Origin of the sequence: Lysinibacillus sp. NPDC094403 (genome assembly GCF_050278745.1) — a bacterium.
In the GTDB taxonomy this organism is placed as follows: domain Bacteria; phylum Bacillota; class Bacilli; order Bacillales_A; family Planococcaceae; genus Lysinibacillus.
Genome location: NZ_JBNNTL010000007.1, coordinates 18,503 through 38,102 on the forward strand (window position 1 = coordinate 18,503; position 19,600 = coordinate 38,102).

Consider the following 19,600-nt stretch of genomic DNA (forward strand, 5'->3'; position numbering starts at 1 on the left):
CTTTGCCGCTTCTTTCCGTCGCCCCAGTCAATCTACCCGTCGCTTCGCTGTTTGTAAGCTAAAAAAACAGCAACCATAACGGCTGCTGCTTCTGTTTAAACGGCTATTGGTGCTTTAATTGTTGGGTGTGGATCATAGCCCTCGATAGATAGATCTTCTAGTTCTATATCGAAAATTGACGTTTTATTTGGATTAATTTTTAAGGTTGGTAGGTCCTTAGGCTCGCGTGAAAGCTGTTCTTTTACTTGCTCCACGTGATTTGAATATATATGAGCATCCCCAATGCTATGAATAAATTCGCCAACTTCTAAACCACATTCATGTGCAATTAAATGCGTCAGTAATGCATATGATGCAATATTAAATGGACAGCCTAATAAGGTATCAAGGCTTCTTTGCATTAGCTGACAGCTCAATTTACCATTTGCGACATAAAATTGGAACATCACGTGACACGGAGGTAATGCAGCTTTACTGCCCTTTGCTCCAGCATTGATAACATCCTCTGGATTCCATGCATTAATAATTATGCGTCGTGAATCTGGATTGTGCTTGATTTGATCGATTACATCTTGCAATTGATCGATGCTTTCCCCTGTTGATGTTGTCCAATTACGCCACTGCTTGCCGTAAACATTTCCAAGCTCTCCGTATTTACGTGTAAATTCATCATCCGTTAAAACTCGCTCACAAAATGATGCTAATTCTTTTTTATAGTCAGCATTGAAAGACTCGTCCACTAAGCAACGACGACCAAAATCTGTCATATCAGGACCTGAATATTCATCAGACTCAACCCATTTTTTAAAAGCCCATTCATCCCAAATATGATTGTTATTTTGCAGTAGATAACGAATATTTGTATCCCCTTTAATAAACCAAAGTAGCTCGCTTGCTACAAGTTTGAATGGTACACGTTTAGTCGTTAATAGAGGAAAGCCTTTGCTTAAATCAAAACGCATTTGATAACCAAATACACTATATGTACCGGTTCCTGTTCGATCTTCCCTTTTAACACCATTTTCTAATATATGTTGTAGTAAATTTAAGTACGCGATTTCTGGATGCGCCATGTCAATCATCAGCTCCTTCAAGTTTGCTGTTGACCATTATAACATCTAATAACTACATTTTGTCGCTCAAAAATAAAACAATATTTATATGTTTGAGCCAAAGGAATTGTTATCCAGCTCTTTTGAAACTTCACTTTCAATCATGACAAAGAACATTGGCAACAAAATAATATTAAATAAAATGGGTCCAATAATAAGCAATAGATCAATGCCTGGGGAAAAATAGAGACCAAACGCAGTCAGTAACCCTGACATGACTAGAAAAACAATTTGCACACCAATAATCATGATTGGAATGATTTGATACATATAGTTAAGCTTTCGGAACTGATGCATGTTTTCTGGATTTTCAATAATTCTCTTTTTTAAGCGCCTTGATAAACATATACAGGCAATAAGCTGTGCAATAATAAAACTAAAATAAATAACACTTTGTTGTACCATTTGCCTTTTCATAAACGTGCCATTAAAATGTCCTACCCTCTGCTGTAATAGCTCGTTGACTGCTCCCTCATAAACATATTCCTGTTCACTAAAATATGTAGGCAGTTCCACAAAGCCGAGAGTTGCCCAATCTTTTGCGTTAGCTTTCCAGTCGACTAGTTTGCTAGCTGAAATGCGTAATTGAACGGCATCATTTTCACCAAACATTCCTACTAAAAAAGTATATGGTATCGCTACCTTCATTTGTCCATCTTGTTTTTCATTAATTAAATCTTTAATAGAGAAAGTATACGCAACATCCTTCTGGTGGGCTTCATAACGAGCATCACCGATCTTCCAATGACTTGCTAAAGAAGATTCAATATTATTCTTCATTTCAACATACGGCGTATTATTATGTAAATGCTTTGGAATCTGATAGACAAAACGATTGTCACCCCCAATAATACAAATATCTACTTTCACCGCATCATTCTCAAAATTCTTAGCGATTGTTGTCATCGGGTACGACATTATGACCACTATAAAAAAAAGGATTAGTGGCAATCCTTTCTTTTTCATGCAACGCTCCCCCTTTTCGTCACATATGCTAGATTTACACTATCATAGGCTATACCGAAAACACTACTTCGTTATTCCGAAAAAGCAATAGTGGTTTTCCGAAACACCTTTTTCGGTATTCCAAAATTACCAATAATTATGGATAATATATAGGTACTAAAGATTGAAATGGGGCAATATTATCATGCAAATAATTGTGAGAAAACTATGAGTAAATGGACATATAGTATTTTGATAACCTATCTAGTCCTAGGTATTTACGTACTTGTGGTGGCAATGAGAATACCTTTAATTGGTATTTCAGTAGAGACAATTAGTGGAAAAACGGTTATGACTGAATTCTATTATCCCGATTGGGCACAGCAAAATAATATTGAAAAAGGTGATCTACTACTGACAATCGATGGCAAGCCTGCAGAAGATGTTCGTTCTATCCAACTCGATTCACTCGCTAGAAGTGCTAAGGAACTAACATTTATGAAGCCTGATGGTGATGTTCATTCTGTAACAGTTAAGCATAAAGATATTCCGGAAGAATTTTATTTGCAAATTATTTTTCCACTGTTTTATTTTGTCTTATCTTTTGGCGTCGCTATCTATTTATGGCGAAGAAATAAAGATAATCTGCTAACTAGCCTACTAACATTATTTTTATTAACTTGTTCATTGGCTTATATAAGTACAGGAGCTTCAGGTAGAGGGAATTTAATTGGATCATCAATCATAACTATTGGTATCGTTTTATGCATAGTGCTTTTCATTCACTTTTTACAATTTTATTTCCGCTATCTACGTATAGAATGGCTCTACATCAATACTAAGTGGCTTTATTTAATATTACTATTGATACCTTGCTGTGATTTCATTGCTATATTTTATACTGACTTCAGGACGATAGCATCATTATTTAACTTAGGCTTGTTTGCTGCACTAGTTCTCTATGCCATCTATATTTTACTAACGAGTTATTTACGAAATAAACTGGCAAAGATCCGCCTGATTACTATTGCGTTTATTACGCCTTTCTTACCGTTTCTACTGTTTTTCGTCGTTCCTGAAATATTTGGCCAGAATCCTATTTTACATTCTGAGGTAGCTGCTTTATTTTTATTGTTTATTCCTTTTTCTTTTATCTTCATTCAAGTGAATGAACGATTATTCGATATTGAATATCAATTATCTCGTTTACGTTATTATTCAACACTTGCTTTTTTTAGTGCATCAATATTAACTACGGGCATTACCATACTGTTAATAGACAAATTATCGATTGTTAAAATTACGAGTGTCTTTATATTCATATTCCTCGTTGTCATTGCTAGCTTCTATATAAAAGAGCAGCTTGATTTTAAGTATCGAAAGATTATATTTTCATCCACTGGCAATTATGTACATAATTTATATGCTGCTGTTAATCGTATGGGTAAGGCAAAAAACCAGCAAGAATTACTGGATCAATTTAAGTATGAAATAACAGAAAAGCTTGGTACTACAGCTTTTACAATTACAATCATAACGGATCATGTGCCATTCACTCGTGGTGAAGTCAACATAGGGAATGAAATGACTCATCTGCTATTACATGATGCAAGTGAAGAAAAAATCCTATTAAAAATTAGACATGTATTACAAAAAGAAGAGCTTCTTTGGTTAGAGTTACTTTCCCTTTATGTTTCTATGTTTATTGATAATTTAAAGCTCATTGAAGATTTAGTATGTGAAATAAAACATATGAAGGATAACAATGATACACAGCTTCCTTGGCTCGATAAATTATTATGGAATATCATTGAAAAGGAAAAAAGTATTTTAGCGCAGGAATTACATGACACTATTTTGCAGGAGCAACTTCATTTAGCGAGAGAGTTAGATGTACTTGCTAGCTCGCCAAGTATAAAAAAAGAAAAGGTATTAGATATTCGAGAGCAATTGCTGAATGCTTCGAAGGATTTACGTGAGTATTGTGAGAATTTAAGCCCTCCATTGCTAGACACATTTGGGTTACAAATCGCTTTAAAAAAACTGATCCAAAAGGTAAAAATACGGGCCGACTTTTTGTTAAGAGCCCAAATAGAGCGTGTCCAATTCCAGGATGTAACCTTACATTTAGTCGTTTATCGCCTTGTGCAGGAGCTCTTAAATAATGCAATTAAGCATTCTGAGGCAACCGAAGTTTCACTAAGACTACAAGCGATAGATCGTGGCTTCATTCTTCAATACGAAGATAATGGTATTGGTTGTAATATTGAAGATTTAATGCAATCTTCAGCTTCTATGGGCATTAACGGTATTCGAGAACGTGTCCGTGCTTTTAATGGATACATCACGATAACCTCCAGTCATAATGAAGGAATGCATATATTTATTCAAATACAAGAGGACGTGGAATCATATGATTGAAATTCTTATTGTAGATGACCATCCTGTCGTTTTAGATGGTACAAAAACTTTATTACAGGATTTAGCAAATGTCCGTATAGACACAGAGCAGGATAGTGCCGCCGTTCTACCGAGAATGGATGCCCAAGCTTTTCAATTATTTTTGATTGATATAAATATGAAACCTATCAATGGCATCCAGCTGTCAGAAATGATTAAGAAAAAGCAACCTGAAGCACTTATTTTACTCTATACGGGATACGAGCTTTCCGATTATTACGAACTACTTATCGAGAAAAAGGTTGATGGACTTTTATCAAAGCTTGCCACGAAAGAGCAAGTAATTCAAACCATTCAAGCCGCGCTAAGAGGCGAAATCCTATTAGCAGCTGATTTTTTAGATTTTGTACATCAGCGTACTAATCTATCAAATGTGCAACAAGATGTTTTACTAAGCGACAAGGAGCAAGAGATCTTACAGCTCGTCGCACAAGGCTGTACAAATAAAGCAATTGCTTCAGCCATCGGGGTCACACAGCGTACAGTTGAAAACTATTTATCCAAACTTTTTGTCAAACTAAACGTAGAATCACGTGCAGAGGCAGTAATTGTCGCTAAAGAGAAAGCCTGGATTGACTAATTATAGAGTCCTCTATAATGCATAAACAGTATTAAAAACATTACAATGTAAATTTTCTCTTACTAAAAACGGAATATACTGGATAAATATCTGGAACTGTTATATAATGAAAAAAATAATTACATTACTTCATCTTAGCCGTTAAATTCACGTATTCAAAAGCAATACGAGCTTTTGAATGCGTCATTTTTTGCAAGTGATCGAAGGAATATGATTGTTGAATTTTTTTGGGAGGTTGTTCACATGACACAAGGTACAGTAAAATGGTTTAACGCAGAAAAAGGTTTTGGCTTTATCGAAGTTGAAGGTGGAAATGATGTATTTGTACACTTTTCTGCTATTCAATCAGATGGCTTTAAAACTTTAGAAGAAGGCCAAAAAGTTGAGTTCGGCGTTGAAGAAGGTAACCGCGGACCACAAGCAACTAATGTTGTAAAGCTATAATTTCAGCTTTAGAATGAATAGTGCAAAATTCAAGAGACATCCAAATTGTGGATGTCTCTTTTTTAGTTAATTATATTCAGCTTAAGAAAAAAGCAAGCATACTTATGCGTAAGAATGTAATCCTGCAATAACTAGATTCACAAATACCTGATTAAACACGATAATTCCAAATCCAATAATCGCTAACCAAGCCGTCTTCTCTCCTTCCCAGCCCTTGGAAAGTCGGAAATGAAGGAAAGCAGCATAATATAAAAATGTTATAAGTGCCCACACTTCCTTAGGGTCCCAGCCCCAATACCTACTCCAAGCAATCTGTGCCCAAATCATAGCAAACAAAAGTCCCCCTAGGGCAAACAACGGAAATCCTATGACAACAGCTCGATATGAAATTTCATCCATTAATGCTGGCTGTACACGGTTTGTTAATGGCTTTAATAAAACAATTAACCGTCTTCTCGTAATGAGTAAAATCACCGCATATAAAATCGTTCCAACTATAAACGACCAAACAATAGAATTCAATTTCTTCGCATCTATCTTATTGGTAATCTGCAAAATACCAACCTGATCCCCACTAGATGTTACTGCATCTTTATTGACAATCAGCGGTTTCATAGTATAAACGGCGGTTTCTTCCTTCCCTAGCTTATTTTCAAATTGAACCTCGATTTTATCTGCTGCTAAGTTAAAGTAAGTGGCCACGCCAATAAAGCCAATCACGACAATTAAACAATACATAACGAATTCCAAAGCAACTGTACTTTTCGTAAATTTAGAAACATCTAATGTTCTTAACAAATAAATAATACCTGTTGCGAACGATATCGATAAAATAGCGCTTGAAAATGCCACTGTCATAACATGAATCGTTAGCCAATTACTTTGCAGTGATGGAACAAGTGGTGAAACCGCTTTTGTAAAAACGCTTCCATATCCGAGAATAATTAATGACACAGGGATGGTAAACAAGCCTACAACAATTTGTTTATATAAAAAATGAATGATCAAATAGCTACCAGTAAGCATGATGCCAAAGAACGTCATAAACTCATACATATTACTTACAGGTGCATGATCAACAGCAATCCACCTTAAAATGAAATAAACTAGCTGTAAAGCAAAAGCAATATATGTAAGCAGAAGACCTACTTTTCCAAACATTTTTCCTTTCGATTTTACGGCAAGCCCAATCGGTATAATGGCGATAAGTAGTAAAATAAATGCCGCGAACAATGAATTACTACTTATACTTAATAATGTTTCTTTACTCAATGTAATATCCTCCAAAGTATTTTTTTGCTCATCACCATAACGTGAGGTTAATTTCCCTTCTAACTGGGGCAATGAGGTGTTTGGGCAACACATGCTATATGTCGCGAAAACATAGTGCTAACGTAGCGGCAGTACACGATGTAGGTCACGAAGTCTTTATCATAGGAAGTGATGCTTTTAGTTTAGGCTCACTCTAGCGTCTTATCTGTGACGCTAATCCCAGTGTCTCCACTCAAATCAACTTGTTTTAAATGCCACCCTACTTTCTGTAATTTTTTACGGAAACTATATAGTAGCTTCCAATAAAAATAACGTTATTCATCAAAATAAGTGCCATCATTTCCCTTTATATTATTTTATTTTTTTGAATTGTTACAATTTAGTGGCGTGAGTAAATGAAAAATCCCCAAAAGACGTCCTCATGTCAAAAAAATAACCATCTATATAAGCAAATAGATGGCGAAAGTTGGCAAGACTCTAAAATTTTATGGGAGCTATGTAACAATAAGTATGCTCAAATGTTACATAAAGTTATGTTAGATAAGTGGAGGTTAACTATGAAACAAAACTCAACAATCATCAATACATTAATCGAACATGACTTAACGATAGAAAAAATGCTTGAACCGCTTCCTGATTCATAGGCCATTCAAAAACTGCCTTCCTTAGAAAAAGAGCATCGTAGCCCTTCCCTGTTATTAATACGCGCAAGAAAATAACCTATCAAGCCTCGTAGCAGTACGACTTGCCTTTGAACATCCTCTACTTAAATTTCACATATATGATTTCAGGGTCACCTTCATCTAAGTTTTCAATAAATCCACTTCTTATAAATCCGGCCGCTTCAAATACCATATGCATACTAGTATTTGATTTGTTAGTAGATGAAAAGATTTTTGGAGAGGCAACCATTTCTACATAAAATGATAATAATGCTGTAGCAACGCCTTTTCTTCTGTCAGATGGCTTGACAATAACTAATGAGATGAAACTATTTTCAAAAAAGTCATTCGTATAAATAAGAAAACCAGCAATCCCTTTTTCAGTTTGTTGAATGATACAACGTTTTTGGTTTATTGCTGTACGTATATATTCACTTCTTGAAAAATCCCCCACTACTTCTTGATCAATCGCACAAATTTCTTCGATATGTTCCAAACTTGCTTCTAGCAATTGTGTCATTCTGTTCCCCTCATTCTTTAATAATGATTTTTCTGCAAAATTAAATAGATTCCATCATTGTACAAGTACTACATTACTAATCAAGTTTTTCACTATCAATCTTACTCATGTAATAACTCATCACTTTAATCACACCCCTGAACCCTGTTGCCAGCCTTCCTTCATCGACAAAACCGCATTTTTTATAAAGTGATTGAGCGGCAATATTTGGTTGATTAACCCCTAACACAAGCTCATCGATATATGGAAAATGCTTTGAAACAAAGCCCGGTAAAAGCTGTAATGCCGCTTTTGCATAGCCTTTACCTTGTTCATAAAAGTCTGTCGAAAAGGCACGCATTAAGATCGCCTTTTCATTAGAGGAATATGGCTTCACACCCTCTTTTTCATGTAACACAAAGAAAGTTACGAGCTTGTCTTTATCTAATACAAGAATGGCATGGCGATTTTTGTCCTGCTTCACTAGTTCAATGCTTGCTTTTGGAGACATCGTATAGCGAAGCTGCTCCTCTGTGATCGTATATTGTTCAATTAAGTGTTCATCATTTTCTTCATAAAATTTTAATCTCATCGAATCTCTCCCTTTCATCTTCAGTCCTCGAATTCTTCCTCACAAAGTGCTGCAAATATGCTTCAAAGGATGGCGCAATCACTTTATTGCTATCTGTGTCATGAATGTAACGAATCACCTGTCCTACTTGTCCACCTTCATTCGGATTAAAGTCAATAAACAAACTAGATTTTCCACCATTGTTTATATAGTCTGCAAAGCATAATCGTTCTTTTAACGGTATATGCATGTCAATTCGTTCATCCACTTTCACACAATCTAGAAAATGCTCATAACAAATTGGTAAGTGACTCAGGACACTTAGGAAAAACATCAAGCAACCTTTGTATTTGAGATTCAGTTGCTCCTATTGCAAGTTGTAAGTGAAGTTGTTCCTCATTAGGTAAATATTTCATTAGACCATTAAAATAGGTATTGAAAGTACGCATTTATTCTTCCTTCTTTCTGCTTTAAATTGGTCTTAAATAAGATATTGAATAAATGACAAATATAATGTATTCTAACATGATTTAGAAATTTATTTTTGGGTAGGTGTAAATTTTGGAATTATTAGAGAGAGCTCAAAAACGAAAAGAAACGGCCATGCTCATTCTAGAAGAATTAAAACTGCTAGAAAAATGGAATACAATTGGACAAGCTTATGTTGTTGGAGCTACAGCGTATGATTTACTAGTGGATCTAGATATCGATATAGAAACCTTTAGTTATTGTCCTAATGCTGCTGAAGCCATGTCGATATTATCAGATTTAACAAGCAATCCGAAGGTTATAGAATTAAAGTATCGTAATTATTTGGAATCTCCATTTAATGGTTACTATTTTAAAATACAATATCAGCATATGCCATCAGAAATTTGGAATATAGATATGTGGCTATTTTCTGAAACACGAAATGGCCCTTTATCAAGAGATTTAGTATCGTTCATGACCGATTCCTTAACAATTGAAAGTCGAAAGTATATTTTAAATATAAAAGAAGAAATGCTAAAGAAATCTATAATACTTCCTTCAATTAATATATATGAAGCAGTATTAGACCACAATATTCGATGCCTTGACGAGATTCTAAATTGGATAGAGCAACAAGATCTTGAGCATCAGACCAATTGGCGCCCTTCAAAAAACTATAATTAAAAATCAGGCGTTTCTTCTAAACATTTTAAAAAGGCTCATCACCATATCGTATAGTTAATTTCCGTTCCGACTGGGCGCTCACTTTTCGCACGGGAAGCTTTGCTCTGCGACGAAAGTAAAACGATAGGAGCACTCGAGTTGTCGTCAGCAACAATTAGCTAAAAGGAATACATAAAATCTACAAATAACTCTTCTATAGCTCAATAATCACCTTATATTTTGCTATTCAACATACCTGATAAAAAATATTTATTTCCATCAATTACTAAAAATGCTACTATAAAGTTATCTAAACTTAAGGAGTTGTGAATATGAGTGCGACAAGTGCAGTTGATGTTTTGTTTATACAACAAATAATCTAAGGGATGTAGACTCTAACTGCAGCCCTTGAATAAGGGAGAAAAAAATGGAAAATTATTTTAAAGAATTTCTTACAGGTCAAGCTATTACTTTACAACAAATGACTTCCTCTGATTTAGAAGCATTTGTAAAAATCGAGAGTGAAAAAAGGTCGTTGCTCCTTGCAAACGACGAGATTCCCTTTCCAAATACCTTCGAAGATCATGCTTCATTCTTTAAAAGTATTAGTGGCAAAAAAGAGGAGTTTATCTTTGGTATATTTGAAAAGTCGACTAATGAGCTTGTCGGCTCCTGCGGTGCCTATGCAATCAACTGGCAAAATAGTACTTGCTTTGTAGGCATTTCGATTGGCGAACAATGGCAAGGTAAAGGACTTGGAACGGATGCAATGAAAACTCTTATTCATTTTATTTTTAATTATATGGCTATTAACAAAGTTAAGCTTCAGGTTTTCAGCTTTAATAAAGGAGCTATTCGTTCCTATGAAAAATGTGGCTTTACTAATGAAGGTATTTTACGCAATGAGATTTTCCGCTTCGGTCAATTTCATGATGTATTTTTATTTGGCCTATTACGAGAAGAATGGAATCAAATTGAATAATTGTTCTCGATAATATGAACCAAGGGGCTGTCAGTAGACAGCCCCTTCTCTTATTCTTTCCAAACTCTTTGAACATCACTTAATACGAAATGCTGAAATGTTAGTTGGTACACATCAGGCATTGAAAGTTTTTTCCAAAATGAGTAGTCATACTGCGCAGCAAAATATTGCATCATTAAGACCATTATATTGCCATGTGTGCTAATCACTACATTGTCATCTGGATGCGTATGTAAAATTTTTTGCAAGGTAGTAATAGCTCGGTCCTTTGCGGTTTCATTTGACTCTCCACCCTCAAATGCGAAATTCGGCTGACTCCATACTTGCTGAATAGCAGCGTCAAAATCCAGTAATTTCCCATTAGAAAGTATTCTTTCTTTTAAAGAATCAATCGTATTTATCTGTAATTTATGTTCTTGCGCTATGCCTTCCACCGTCTGAATGGCTCTTTTATATGGACTTGAATATATAGTATGGATTATTTTATTTTTAAAAAGTGTAGTAACACGATCTCTATCCTCAAACCCTTTGTCAGAGAGTGGACGATTGTACTCATCGGCTGTATAGTGAGAATGAGCGTGTCTAACAAAGTATATTACAGTCATTCTAATCTCCTCTATTTTTCTTCAGATTTTGCCTTCTTTTCTTTCATATAATTGTATAAATCAACCTTCCACATACCATCCTCTTTTAATAAGGAAAATGTCTTGCCGTAATGGGAACTTCCGAAAATTATCTCCAATTGGACAATAGCTATATTTTCGGTGCTAGAATCTTTATTCAAAGAAATATTATCGTAGTATCTGTACATTAAATAATTTTGTATATCCTCATCCAATAAATAATCTATATACTCTGCTATAAAGGTTTGTTTATCTGGAAGCTCATGGTTATTGTAGGTAATTGCATACAGTTTATCGAAATTATGTTCAAAAATTAAATTCATCATAATTAACACCATTTCTTCTGGTGTAAAAGTCTTTAAACTATTAATATCCCCATTGCTTAAGAATTCTTTATATAAAGCTCTCTTGTTCTCTGGCAATTCCTCTAAATATGTAAAATCATACTCCTTATCAAAAGCTGGAGATGTCGGTTTTGATTCTTCCAAGTGTTGAACGTAAAGATTAGTAGTCGCATTTGATCCTGAAGATTCTCCTGTATTTGTTTTCACTTCTGAACATGCTATTAACATTACACTAGAAACGATAAAAATGCTTAGTAATAGCCACCTTAACTTCAATATCGTAAACCTCCCCCTATCATTGATTAGCATAGCAATCCCATTTATCCATAATTCTATATTTTTCGAAAATTCTCAACATTATCAACCATAATAAAATCTCTTCAATAACAAACAACAAAAAAGTTTATTTGATAAATTGTGACAAGATATGAATTTCATTAAAATTTCAATCGAAGCAGACATAAATATTTATAGTAAAAAAGATGCTAATCTATTAAATATCACTCTTAACATTTTCTAAAATATAACCAAAAAAAAAGCCTAATATTTTTATATATAGGGTAATAAAATACACAAATAATACAATAAAAGGTAATTGCAATAGATCGAATTATTCAATACTAAATTTTCTAATTTTCCCTACTGATAAGAAGTAAGATATTTTTCTATGACTAAATTACGAATTTCTCACTCTATACACAATATGACATATTTTTTATCTTTGGTGAGATACAATGAAAAAGTTGAATCGAGGTCAATGTATTCCAAGAACATGGAGAAAAAATTTTAGGGGGAAAAGATTTTGGTTAATATATCGTTTAAACAATTCTTGAAGATGGAAATTGAAATAAAAAGAAAAATAATGTATAGAAAAGCTATGGATTTAGGTTTCACTCATCCAAGCGTGGTAGATTGTAGTCAAGAACTAGATGTTCTACTAAATAAATATTCAAAAGCGATCAATAAAGCCAGCTAAAACTATTTCCAATGATTCGTCTAGTTTAATCCTGCATTAGGTTCCGGTTATAAAATAGACATCAAATTCCTATTACTGTTGTAAATATACGTATAAATAACATAAAAATGGGATATCTTCTTTATGACAGGAAAAAGGAGGCCTATTCATGCAGGTATTATTTATATCATTGTTCGTTTCAAGCTTTTTACTACAGCAGCCTCAAGATTCAGTAGAAAACACAGCACCGATTCTTTGCATACCTTCTGGAACTACATCTTATAAATATCCTAATAATCAATATCAAACATTTCTTGCTGAGAATGATTTTTATCATCAATTAGACAGGACAATCTACGAGGAATATAACAATGCTACCTTGAACATTCGTCAAAAAATAGCCTTTAAGGACGTACCGAAAGCAGAAGAAACATTTCATTTAAAAACAAATTTTATACGTGAAAAAATAGACCTCTCTCAACATACTTTTATTCATCCCAATCGACAAGTATATTTTTTAGCATCCTATAAGCAATCTAATCAGGAAACTCATCATAAATACCTGGTCATTGACGCTGAGACACAAACCATCCTTTTTGGAAATAGTATTTATCAAAGTAATAGTATGTATTAAATCTATTTCGTTTGTTGTTTAATTTATTGTATGCTCGAAAATTGATTTATAGTAGCAAAATCGATGAAAAAACCAACATTTTTAAGCAAATTTCCAAAAAAAATATTTTTAACAACATTATTTCATGGTTTTTTTAGCTCGACTCTAGGGAGAAGCGACTTTCTCCCTATGAAACGAGCTAGAAAACCATTTTTATTTTTTAAAGGTTTAATCCCCTGCATAAGACAAAGCTTTTTGCTGTATTTCTTGCTTTATTTCCTCTATGAACTGTTGCAACGGTTTTTCAATTAATGCTTGTTGACCATATTTACGAACAGTGACATGTTGATGATCCCTTTCTTTATCACCAAGCACTAGAATATATGGTATTTTTTTCATTTGAGCTTCACGAATTTTTTTTCCTAGCTTTTCTTGTCGATCTTCAATACTTACACGGATTTGTTCCTTTTGTAAAGCATCAATTACTTGCTGTACATATTCTTTATGTGTATCTGCCACCCCAATTACTTTTACTTGCTGAGGTGCTAGCCACGTTGGAAACGCCCCTCCAAAATGCTCAATCAATATGCCTAAGAAGCGATCAATAGAACCGAATACCGCTCGATGAATAACGACAGGTCTTACTTTTTCATTCTGTTCATTGACATACGTTAAATCGAATTTCTCAGGTAGTTGGAAATCGAGCTGCACCGTTGCACATTGATGACTGCGATGAATGGCATCTTTAATATGAATATCAATTTTGGGTCCATAAAACGCTCCATCACCTTCATTTATTGTAAAAGGAAAGCCTAGATTTGTTAGGACGTTTTCTAATGCCGCTTCTGCTTGATTCCAAAGTTCAATATCACCCATATAATCAACCGGACGTGTTGATAATTCAATATCGTATTGGAAGCCAAAAACCTGATATACCTCATCAATAATTTTCAGTGCAAGCGCAATTTCATCTTCAATTTGCTGAGGCGTAACAAAAATATGCGCATCATCCTGACAAAAAGTACGAACTCGTAAAAGCCCATTTAATGCACCACTAAATTCATGTCGATAAACTTGACCAAATTCAGCCATACGAATCGGTAAATCTCTATACGAATGTAAATCATTTTTAAAAATCAACATATGTCCGGGGCAATTCATCGGCTTTAATGCAAAGCTTTGGTCGTCTACATGTGTAAAGTACATATTTTCCTTATAGTGATCCCAATGTCCTGACTGCTCCCATAAACGTTGGTTCATCATCAATGGTGTCCGCACTTCTTGATAATCAAATTTTGCTTGTAAAAGACGTAAATAAGACTCCAATTCGTTGCGAATAATTTGACCATTTGCTAAATAAAATGGCATCCCTGGTGCTTCTTCTGAAAACATAAATAACTCTAGCTCTTTTCCAAGCTTTCGGTGATTTCGCTTCTCCGCTTCTTCTAAGAAAACAAAGTATTCCTCGAGCTCATTTTTTGAGGCAAATGCTACACCGTATATTCGCTGAAGCATTTGGTTATTGCTGTCTCCACGCCAGTAAGCTCCTGACACATTCATTAATTTAAAATGTTGTAATTTACCTGTAGAAGGTACATGAGGTCCACGACATAGGTCATAGAAATCTCCTTGTTCATAAATCGTCACAACTTCATGTTCTGGAATATCTTCTAACAACTCTAGCTTTAGCGTATCATGAGCGAATAGCTGTTGTGCCTCTGCTCTTGTTATTTCTTTACGCTGTATTTGTATATTTTCTTGAACAATTTGCTTCATCATTTTTTCAATTTGTTGCAAATCACTTGGCGCAAAGGAATGCGCAATGTCGATATCATAATAAAACCCATTCTCGATTATTGGGCCAATCCCAAATCGAGTGTCAGGGTATAAACGCTTAATTGCTTGGGCTAGTAAATGTGCTGTTGAATGACGAATTACCTGAATTCCTTCTTTTGAGTTAGCATCATATAGGGTAATTTGTGTATCCTCCAATATCGGGCGCGTCAAATCAATGATGGTTCCGTTGACACTCCCTACAATTGCTTTTTTACGTAAAGCGGGACTGATCGCTTGTGCAATGTCGGTTAGTGTAACACCTTTTGAAAATGCTTGTTGTTTACCATCTGGAAATTGAATGTTAATAGCTTGATTTGACATATTCTCTACTCCTTTTTTAAAAATTTATGAAAAGAAAATAAAAAAACACATATTCGCCCCATAAAGGGACGAGCATGTGTTGATTACCCGTGGTTCCACCCAAATTCCCACTAGATGCACTAGTGGCTCTTTGCTATGCAGTAACGTTGCATAAACGGTGCAAGTTTCCAAGCACTGCTCAAAGGTAGTAAGTTTTAATAGCTGCATTAGGAAGCTTTCAGCCAAGGCCGCCCTCTCTGTGAATCGTTTATCAAAACTCGTGTCCTTCTCATTGCCAATTTCATTGCTTTGTGAAATTGTTATTTACTATAACGAACATTCCAATACTTGTCAATGTTAGAAAATTATTTTTTTCGCGAAATAATTTCGACTCTTCGCCCAATTATGCACTTAACTCCTCATTACTTATAACAGGAAAGTTGCAATGTGTAACACTATATTTGTTTGAGCGAAGATATGTATTCGGTCCCAATAGCTAGGTTTTCAAACACTTCGTACTTCTAAAGTCTCATTGTGAGACTGCCATTTAATGTGAATAATTGGGGCAGCATCCTTTTTAAAAATTTTTGCACTTTCTCTTTTCTTTAAGATAAACTGTTTATCTGTATTTACTCGGACGTCATTGAAAGTTATTGATTCTTTAGACCCTCCTATCGTTATTTGTAAATCACCTAAGTCTTGCTCTTCTCCAAGATAGAAAAGTTTTAAGCCCTCCTCAGTATTACTATGATAAACGGCCTTCCAGTGATCACTTTTGGCTATGTAGTGTACCTCCTCTTGTTGATTTGTACTACAAGCAACTAACACAAACATCGTCAAAATTAGGAAGCATAATTTTTTCATTAGATATCAATTTTCCTTTCCTTGAAAGTTATCATGATTATATTAACTTCAATCTATCCTTCTAATTCCTAGAGAAAGTTGTTACTCAGCTTGAATAGTTATCATCAATCCAGTCGGTTTTTCCCCAAAGGCATCGCTATATTCTTTAAAGACAAAATCTAATCCTTTTATATTATCGGGTAACGGAGGTGAAACGATAAAAGTGCAGCTGTCATGGCCATTTGTTCCTCCTCCGCTATCGATCCAACAGTCGTATTTTTCCCCTACAAACAACTCAAAACTGTTATGAGTATAATTGTGTCTAACATGGACATTTGATTCTTGTCGAGGATCCCAATCGGTTAATAGTTGTACAACACTTGCATTTTGATACTGCCGAATATAAGTTACCGTATAGAATCGTTCATCAACTTCAATTGACTTTAAAACTGGAATATGCTTTCTAAAATCAGTCGGCTCTACGCGAGGTTTATAATACTCTTCTGTTCTCATCACCCCAAATAATGATGCAAGAAAGGCTTCATAAAAACCATATTTTTTTGCCCAACGAGCAAGCGCTTCATCGGGTGGAAAACCAGGATTGTTATTTGATAGATGGTTACGCTGATTTATAAGAGTGCAAATTTGCTCATCTATAGTAAACAACTGATATCATAATAATCTGTTGGGCGGTCATACGATTCTTGATTCATGTAAATCCTCCTAAGTCATAAATTGTGTAAACCAGGCAATATATTTTGCCCCAGGTATAAATAATAGCTGTGCTAAGCATGTACCGAGCAGCCTTGAACCCATCATCATCACAGAAGCTCGTTTAAGACTTAAGTAGCTGCCTCTTTGATTGATAACATCATCTGCTAGAATGGAAATTTTAGGGTCAATAAATATAATTAATAACATCGTTGCTACACCATTAATAAGCCCTGACGACATCACAGCAGTTGTCGATCTTTCAGGAACTAATAAAGAAGCGTAAAGTGCAGATAGAACGCCAATTGTATAAATGGCCGTAATGACGACATTAATAATAAATAATTTAACAGGGATATCGCGCCAACTAATACCTTTTAAGTATGAAAAGCTTGGTAGATGTATATGTTTTATTCCCCGTTTGACATAATCGATACTAAAGCTTTTTTTGAATAATGCTGGAATGGAGCCTCTTTCCTCAGACAAATGAATAATAGCTCTTGAAAATATTGCTACAAATGTCGGCAATAGAAGAATGCCTACCAATGTACCAAGTGAAGCGGCGCCAATAAGTATGCGGAACTGCTGCTCCACAAATGCAAGTGTATTTTCCTTTGGCGCTGTGTCAGTCAAACTTCCTGTAAAAGGCTGCTGCATCATATTTGCCAACCTTGAAAACATGACCATCACATTAAACAAGGATAGTGCAGATGCTAGTAATTTTACACGTGCACCTGATAATCGAACTGCATACGCAAGTGTTTCTATCGAATGAATAATGAGAATAAATAAAGCTATCATGATCAATTTATCTGTTATAATATCCAAAATCTTTTACCTTCTTTTTCATTTGTTCATTAATCTCGTTAATCCAAGCTCGAGTTATTCCCTTATAGTAAGGAACACAACAGAGATACTCCTTCCTTTTAATATTCTACGAATTTCCCTTTAATAAGTTCCATTATTTTCTTACCAAAAAGAAAAGCTATTCATTAAGAGGAAAATACCTAATGAATAGCTTTTCTCAGTGTTTAATGATTAACTGCAAAGTCATTTTTCCAGCTAGTTGAATCAGATAGCTGGTAGGTCACCATGTTGGCGGTTACAGCAAGAATCACACCTGCTCTGGATTTATCTGTAGAAATAGGGTCCTCTAACACTAATACAATATACCCCTCACCCTGCCCGAGATGATCTATGGCACTTTTAGCGTTTATTTCAAAGGTTGTATATGTTTCCTCATTTGTAACAGGGAGTAATCGATCCTTTTGATAGGCTCCATTTTCCTTTAAATTATAGCAAACAGGCATCCATCCTTTTGACCAATCAATACTGCCTATTATTTCTTTTTTACGATGTGCCAGATTGCCAATCGAAAACGTAAAGTATATCTTCATAATAGCTTGATCTAATTCATTTTTCCCTTCACATACAGGTGTAACTTCCATCTTTATATCTCCCTTTGAATGCTTCTTAATAACCACTAAAGTCACAGTGAAAATACAGATAACAAGTACTATGCCGATAACGACAAATCCCATTTAGTCCCTCCTAACATTGCAATGACTGTTACTATTAGATTACCATGTTTTAGGAGTTATAGTATTTTTTCATCAAACAATCTTATGAAATGACATGGCCATAAATGATAAGACAAAAAACGAGTATAGAGTGCAAATTCCCAACTTCTAAGCTCTAATATTTTCCGTTTACTTTAGAAGTAATGCTCAACTATACTAGAGTGAATTTGTTTTTTTAGGAGATTTATTATGAGAACATCTGTACCTTGCCCAAATTGTCAAGAAGCAATAACGCTTGATGACTTTGAGGATTTTTCATCACCATTTACCATGAAATGTCCATACTGCTACGCCAAATTAAAAGAAACAAAAGTGACCCCATTTCTTTTAATTGGTTTGATTGCAATAATTCCTGTATTAATTTTCATAACAAAAACACTAGTTCCTTTAATCTCCGGGATAATCTCTGTTATTGAAAAAATACCTTCCCCTATCCTATATACGGCTGTATTATATCCGTTTTATGCTCTTTATGAGCGATTCAATGGACTTGTTATGTTTAATAAAGGCAATTTACAATTGAAAAAACGACAGTGATCAGGCTGGGACTATACTGGTCAAAACCTTAAAAGCGCTAGAAATCAATCTTAAAAACGTTGATTTCTAGCGCTTTTTAATGTGATTATTTTGTAGCTTGTAACTCGGCTGTTAAAGTAAATGGCATTTTTAAATAATTGTACTTAATCGTTATTTTTTTAATAGTAGGTGCTTCAACCTTCACAGCATAATGCTGAGGCTGCTTTCCAATGGCCTTGCGATCTATGTACTGACTAGGAAAAATGTCTACTTGCCTTAACTTATGATACGTAATATTCGGATTACCCACTAGCTTCGTTTCTGCTTCAAACGGTTCTGCCTTACTTACGACAAGCTCGGCATTTTCAGGTACTTTATCATTGACGAGTATTTGCTGAAGCTCTATCTCACGTAGTCCTTTATTCTCTATTTCTACGATTCTTATCGACGAATCATCTGTAGGATTCATATAGCTTTTCATGACAAGTGGTGGATTGCTTTTTAAATAAATGATAAAGGCCGCTCCTACCACAAGAACACTAAATATTAAAACAAATAGTACTTTTTTCATTTCATTCCTCACTTTCCTGCCCTATCAAGTATAGCGAGAAATCGTAG

The 19,600-nt window shown here is 34.7% G+C and carries 23 protein-coding genes; 9 read left to right on the top strand and 14 right to left on the bottom strand.

Annotation, left to right across the window (positions count from 1 at the left end):
• Positions 1–95: 95 nt before the first annotated feature.
• Positions 96–1,073 carry a thymidylate synthase gene (locus ACQKMV_RS12545; RefSeq protein ID WP_427504294.1) on the bottom strand — a complete coding sequence of 326 codons (978 nt, stop codon included), beginning with the start codon at positions 1,071–1,073 and terminating at the stop codon, positions 96–98.
• A gap of 84 nt (positions 1,074–1,157) precedes the next feature.
• Entirely contained in the window at positions 1,158–2,078 is a 921-nt protein-coding gene (locus ACQKMV_RS12550) for a hypothetical protein (protein ID WP_427504296.1), read from the bottom strand.
• A gap of 207 nt (positions 2,079–2,285) precedes the next feature.
• Between ACQKMV_RS12550 and ACQKMV_RS12555 the strand changes: the two genes are divergently transcribed.
• The 3 genes from ACQKMV_RS12555 to ACQKMV_RS12565 all read left to right on the top strand — a co-directional run bounded on the left by ACQKMV_RS12555 (position 2,286) and on the right by ACQKMV_RS12565 (position 5,541).
• The gene (locus tag ACQKMV_RS12555; protein ID WP_427504298.1) at positions 2,286–4,478 is read left to right on the top strand and encodes an ATP-binding protein; all 2,193 of its coding nucleotides are present in this window, start codon (positions 2,286–2,288) and stop codon (positions 4,476–4,478) included.
• Complete coding sequence (locus ACQKMV_RS12560) at positions 4,471–5,097, top strand: response regulator (RefSeq protein WP_427504299.1); 627 nt, start codon at positions 4,471–4,473, stop codon at positions 5,095–5,097. The genes ACQKMV_RS12555 and ACQKMV_RS12560 overlap by 8 nt, the downstream gene beginning before the upstream one ends.
• Before the next feature lie 243 nt (positions 5,098–5,340).
• Complete coding sequence (locus ACQKMV_RS12565) at positions 5,341–5,541, top strand: cold-shock protein (RefSeq protein ID WP_053592785.1); 201 nt, start codon at positions 5,341–5,343, stop codon at positions 5,539–5,541.
• Between the two features lie 102 nt (positions 5,542–5,643).
• Here the strand turns inward: ACQKMV_RS12565 and ccsB are convergent, their stop codons facing one another.
• Positions 5,644–6,813, bottom strand: coding sequence for a c-type cytochrome biogenesis protein CcsB (ccsB, locus tag ACQKMV_RS12570; protein ID WP_427504300.1), 1,170 nt, complete (start codon positions 6,811–6,813; stop codon positions 5,644–5,646).
• Between the two features lie 395 nt (positions 6,814–7,208).
• On the opposite strand from ccsB, the gene ACQKMV_RS12575 reads away from it, so the two are divergent.
• Positions 7,209–7,457 carry a hypothetical protein gene (locus tag ACQKMV_RS12575; protein WP_427504302.1) on the top strand — a complete coding sequence of 83 codons (249 nt, stop codon included), beginning with the start codon at positions 7,209–7,211 and terminating at the stop codon, positions 7,455–7,457.
• Positions 7,458–7,575: 118 nt separating this feature from the next.
• On the opposite strand, the gene ACQKMV_RS12580 is transcribed toward ACQKMV_RS12575, so the two are convergent.
• The 3 genes from ACQKMV_RS12580 to ACQKMV_RS12590 all read right to left on the bottom strand — a co-directional run bounded on the left by ACQKMV_RS12580 (position 7,576) and on the right by ACQKMV_RS12590 (position 8,813).
• Positions 7,576–7,995 carry a GNAT family N-acetyltransferase gene (locus ACQKMV_RS12580; RefSeq protein ID WP_427504303.1) on the bottom strand — a complete coding sequence of 140 codons (420 nt, stop codon included), beginning with the start codon at positions 7,993–7,995 and terminating at the stop codon, positions 7,576–7,578.
• A 76-nt stretch (positions 7,996–8,071) separates the two neighbouring features.
• A complete protein-coding gene (locus tag ACQKMV_RS12585) occupies positions 8,072–8,566 on the bottom strand; it encodes a GNAT family N-acetyltransferase (RefSeq protein WP_427504304.1) in 495 nt (164 codons plus the stop codon).
• Positions 8,547–8,813 carry an SMI1/KNR4 family protein gene (locus ACQKMV_RS12590; protein ID WP_427504306.1) on the bottom strand — a complete coding sequence of 89 codons (267 nt, stop codon included), beginning with the start codon at positions 8,811–8,813 and terminating at the stop codon, positions 8,547–8,549. The genes ACQKMV_RS12585 and ACQKMV_RS12590 overlap by 20 nt, the downstream gene beginning before the upstream one ends.
• A 293-nt stretch (positions 8,814–9,106) precedes the next feature.
• Between ACQKMV_RS12590 and ACQKMV_RS12595 the strand changes: the two genes are divergently transcribed.
• Together ACQKMV_RS12595 and ACQKMV_RS12600 are read left to right on the top strand one after the other, a co-directional pair.
• Positions 9,107–9,700 carry a hypothetical protein gene (locus ACQKMV_RS12595; RefSeq protein WP_427504307.1) on the top strand — a complete coding sequence of 198 codons (594 nt, stop codon included), beginning with the start codon at positions 9,107–9,109 and terminating at the stop codon, positions 9,698–9,700.
• A 406-nt stretch (positions 9,701–10,106) separates the two neighbouring features.
• Positions 10,107–10,661: a GNAT family N-acetyltransferase gene (locus ACQKMV_RS12600; RefSeq protein WP_427504308.1), complete on the top strand. Its 555-nt coding sequence runs from the start codon at positions 10,107–10,109 to the stop codon at positions 10,659–10,661.
• Between the two features lie 50 nt (positions 10,662–10,711).
• On the opposite strand, the gene ACQKMV_RS12605 is transcribed toward ACQKMV_RS12600, so the two are convergent.
• Both ACQKMV_RS12605 and ACQKMV_RS12610 read right to left on the bottom strand, forming a co-directional pair.
• Positions 10,712–11,266 (bottom strand): histidine phosphatase family protein, encoded by a 555-nt coding sequence (locus ACQKMV_RS12605; RefSeq protein ID WP_427504309.1) that lies wholly within the window; start codon positions 11,264–11,266, stop codon positions 10,712–10,714.
• A gap of 11 nt (positions 11,267–11,277) precedes the next feature.
• Positions 11,278–11,904: a hypothetical protein gene (locus tag ACQKMV_RS12610; protein ID WP_427504311.1), complete on the bottom strand. Its 627-nt coding sequence runs from the start codon at positions 11,902–11,904 to the stop codon at positions 11,278–11,280.
• A gap of 526 nt (positions 11,905–12,430) precedes the next feature.
• Between ACQKMV_RS12610 and ACQKMV_RS12615 the strand changes: the two genes are divergently transcribed.
• A complete protein-coding gene (locus ACQKMV_RS12615) occupies positions 12,431–12,604 on the top strand; it encodes a Spo0E family sporulation regulatory protein-aspartic acid phosphatase (protein ID WP_427504312.1) in 174 nt (57 codons plus the stop codon).
• Positions 12,605–12,752: 148 nt separating this feature from the next.
• Positions 12,753–13,217, top strand: a complete 465-nt coding sequence (locus ACQKMV_RS12620; protein ID WP_427504313.1) for a hypothetical protein — start codon at positions 12,753–12,755, stop codon at positions 13,215–13,217.
• Positions 13,218–13,424: 207 nt separating this feature from the next.
• On the opposite strand, the gene thrS is transcribed toward ACQKMV_RS12620, so the two are convergent.
• From thrS to ACQKMV_RS12645, 5 genes are all read right to left on the bottom strand, one after another.
• A complete protein-coding gene (gene thrS / locus ACQKMV_RS12625; RefSeq protein WP_427504315.1) occupies positions 13,425–15,353 on the bottom strand; it encodes a threonine--tRNA ligase in 1,929 nt (642 codons plus the stop codon).
• Between the two features lie 483 nt (positions 15,354–15,836).
• Positions 15,837–16,196 (bottom strand): hypothetical protein, encoded by a 360-nt coding sequence (locus ACQKMV_RS12630; protein WP_427504316.1) that lies wholly within the window; start codon positions 16,194–16,196, stop codon positions 15,837–15,839.
• Between the two features lie 81 nt (positions 16,197–16,277).
• Entirely contained in the window at positions 16,278–16,841 is a 564-nt protein-coding gene (locus ACQKMV_RS12635; RefSeq protein WP_427504317.1) for a hypothetical protein, read from the bottom strand.
• A 57-nt stretch (positions 16,842–16,898) separates the two neighbouring features.
• Positions 16,899–17,687 carry a lipid II flippase Amj family protein gene (locus tag ACQKMV_RS12640; RefSeq protein WP_427504560.1) on the bottom strand — a complete coding sequence of 263 codons (789 nt, stop codon included), beginning with the start codon at positions 17,685–17,687 and terminating at the stop codon, positions 16,899–16,901.
• Between the two features lie 230 nt (positions 17,688–17,917).
• Complete coding sequence (locus tag ACQKMV_RS12645) at positions 17,918–18,427, bottom strand: hypothetical protein (protein WP_427504318.1); 510 nt, start codon at positions 18,425–18,427, stop codon at positions 17,918–17,920.
• A 228-nt stretch (positions 18,428–18,655) separates the two neighbouring features.
• Here ACQKMV_RS12645 and ACQKMV_RS12650 point away from each other — a divergent pair, with 228 nt between their 5' ends.
• On the top strand, positions 18,656–19,003 hold the full coding sequence (locus ACQKMV_RS12650) for a hypothetical protein (protein ID WP_427504320.1): 348 nt from the start codon (positions 18,656–18,658) through the stop codon (positions 19,001–19,003).
• Between the two features lie 85 nt (positions 19,004–19,088).
• On the opposite strand, the gene ACQKMV_RS12655 is transcribed toward ACQKMV_RS12650, so the two are convergent.
• The gene (locus tag ACQKMV_RS12655) at positions 19,089–19,553 is read right to left on the bottom strand and encodes a hypothetical protein (RefSeq protein ID WP_427504321.1); all 465 of its coding nucleotides are present in this window, start codon (positions 19,551–19,553) and stop codon (positions 19,089–19,091) included.
• Positions 19,554–19,600: the final 47 nt, after the last annotated feature.

What these genes read in the sequence shown, in the direction of transcription:
- ACQKMV_RS12545 (WP_427504294.1), bottom strand. Translation starts at nt 1,073, where the DNA reads ATGGCGCATCCAGAAATCGCGTACTTAAATTTACTACAACATATATTA.
- ACQKMV_RS12550 (WP_427504296.1), bottom strand. Translation starts at nt 2,078, where the DNA reads ATGAAAAAGAAAGGATTGCCACTAATCCTTTTTTTTATAGTGGTCATA.
- ACQKMV_RS12555 (WP_427504298.1), top strand. Translation starts at nt 2,286, where the DNA reads ATGAGTAAATGGACATATAGTATTTTGATAACCTATCTAGTCCTAGGT.
- ACQKMV_RS12560 (WP_427504299.1), top strand. Translation starts at nt 4,471, where the DNA reads ATGATTGAAATTCTTATTGTAGATGACCATCCTGTCGTTTTAGATGGT.
- ACQKMV_RS12565 (WP_053592785.1), top strand. Translation starts at nt 5,341, where the DNA reads ATGACACAAGGTACAGTAAAATGGTTTAACGCAGAAAAAGGTTTTGGC.
- ACQKMV_RS12575 (WP_427504302.1), top strand. Translation starts at nt 7,209, where the DNA reads ATGAAAAATCCCCAAAAGACGTCCTCATGTCAAAAAAATAACCATCTA.
- ACQKMV_RS12580 (WP_427504303.1), bottom strand. Translation starts at nt 7,995, where the DNA reads ATGACACAATTGCTAGAAGCAAGTTTGGAACATATCGAAGAAATTTGT.
- ACQKMV_RS12585 (WP_427504304.1), bottom strand. Translation starts at nt 8,566, where the DNA reads ATGAGATTAAAATTTTATGAAGAAAATGATGAACACTTAATTGAACAA.
- ACQKMV_RS12600 (WP_427504308.1), top strand. Translation starts at nt 10,107, where the DNA reads ATGGAAAATTATTTTAAAGAATTTCTTACAGGTCAAGCTATTACTTTA.
- ACQKMV_RS12605 (WP_427504309.1), bottom strand. Translation starts at nt 11,266, where the DNA reads ATGACTGTAATATACTTTGTTAGACACGCTCATTCTCACTATACAGCC.
- ACQKMV_RS12620 (WP_427504313.1), top strand. Translation starts at nt 12,753, where the DNA reads ATGCAGGTATTATTTATATCATTGTTCGTTTCAAGCTTTTTACTACAG.
- thrS (WP_427504315.1), bottom strand. Translation starts at nt 15,353, where the DNA reads ATGTCAAATCAAGCTATTAACATTCAATTTCCAGATGGTAAACAACAA.
- ACQKMV_RS12630 (WP_427504316.1), bottom strand. Translation starts at nt 16,196, where the DNA reads ATGAAAAAATTATGCTTCCTAATTTTGACGATGTTTGTGTTAGTTGCT.
- ACQKMV_RS12640 (WP_427504560.1), bottom strand. Translation starts at nt 17,687, where the DNA reads ATGATAGCTTTATTTATTCTCATTATTCATTCGATAGAAACACTTGCG.
- ACQKMV_RS12645 (WP_427504318.1), bottom strand. Translation starts at nt 18,427, where the DNA reads ATGGGATTTGTCGTTATCGGCATAGTACTTGTTATCTGTATTTTCACT.
- ACQKMV_RS12650 (WP_427504320.1), top strand. Translation starts at nt 18,656, where the DNA reads ATGAGAACATCTGTACCTTGCCCAAATTGTCAAGAAGCAATAACGCTT.
- ACQKMV_RS12655 (WP_427504321.1), bottom strand. Translation starts at nt 19,553, where the DNA reads ATGAAAAAAGTACTATTTGTTTTAATATTTAGTGTTCTTGTGGTAGGA.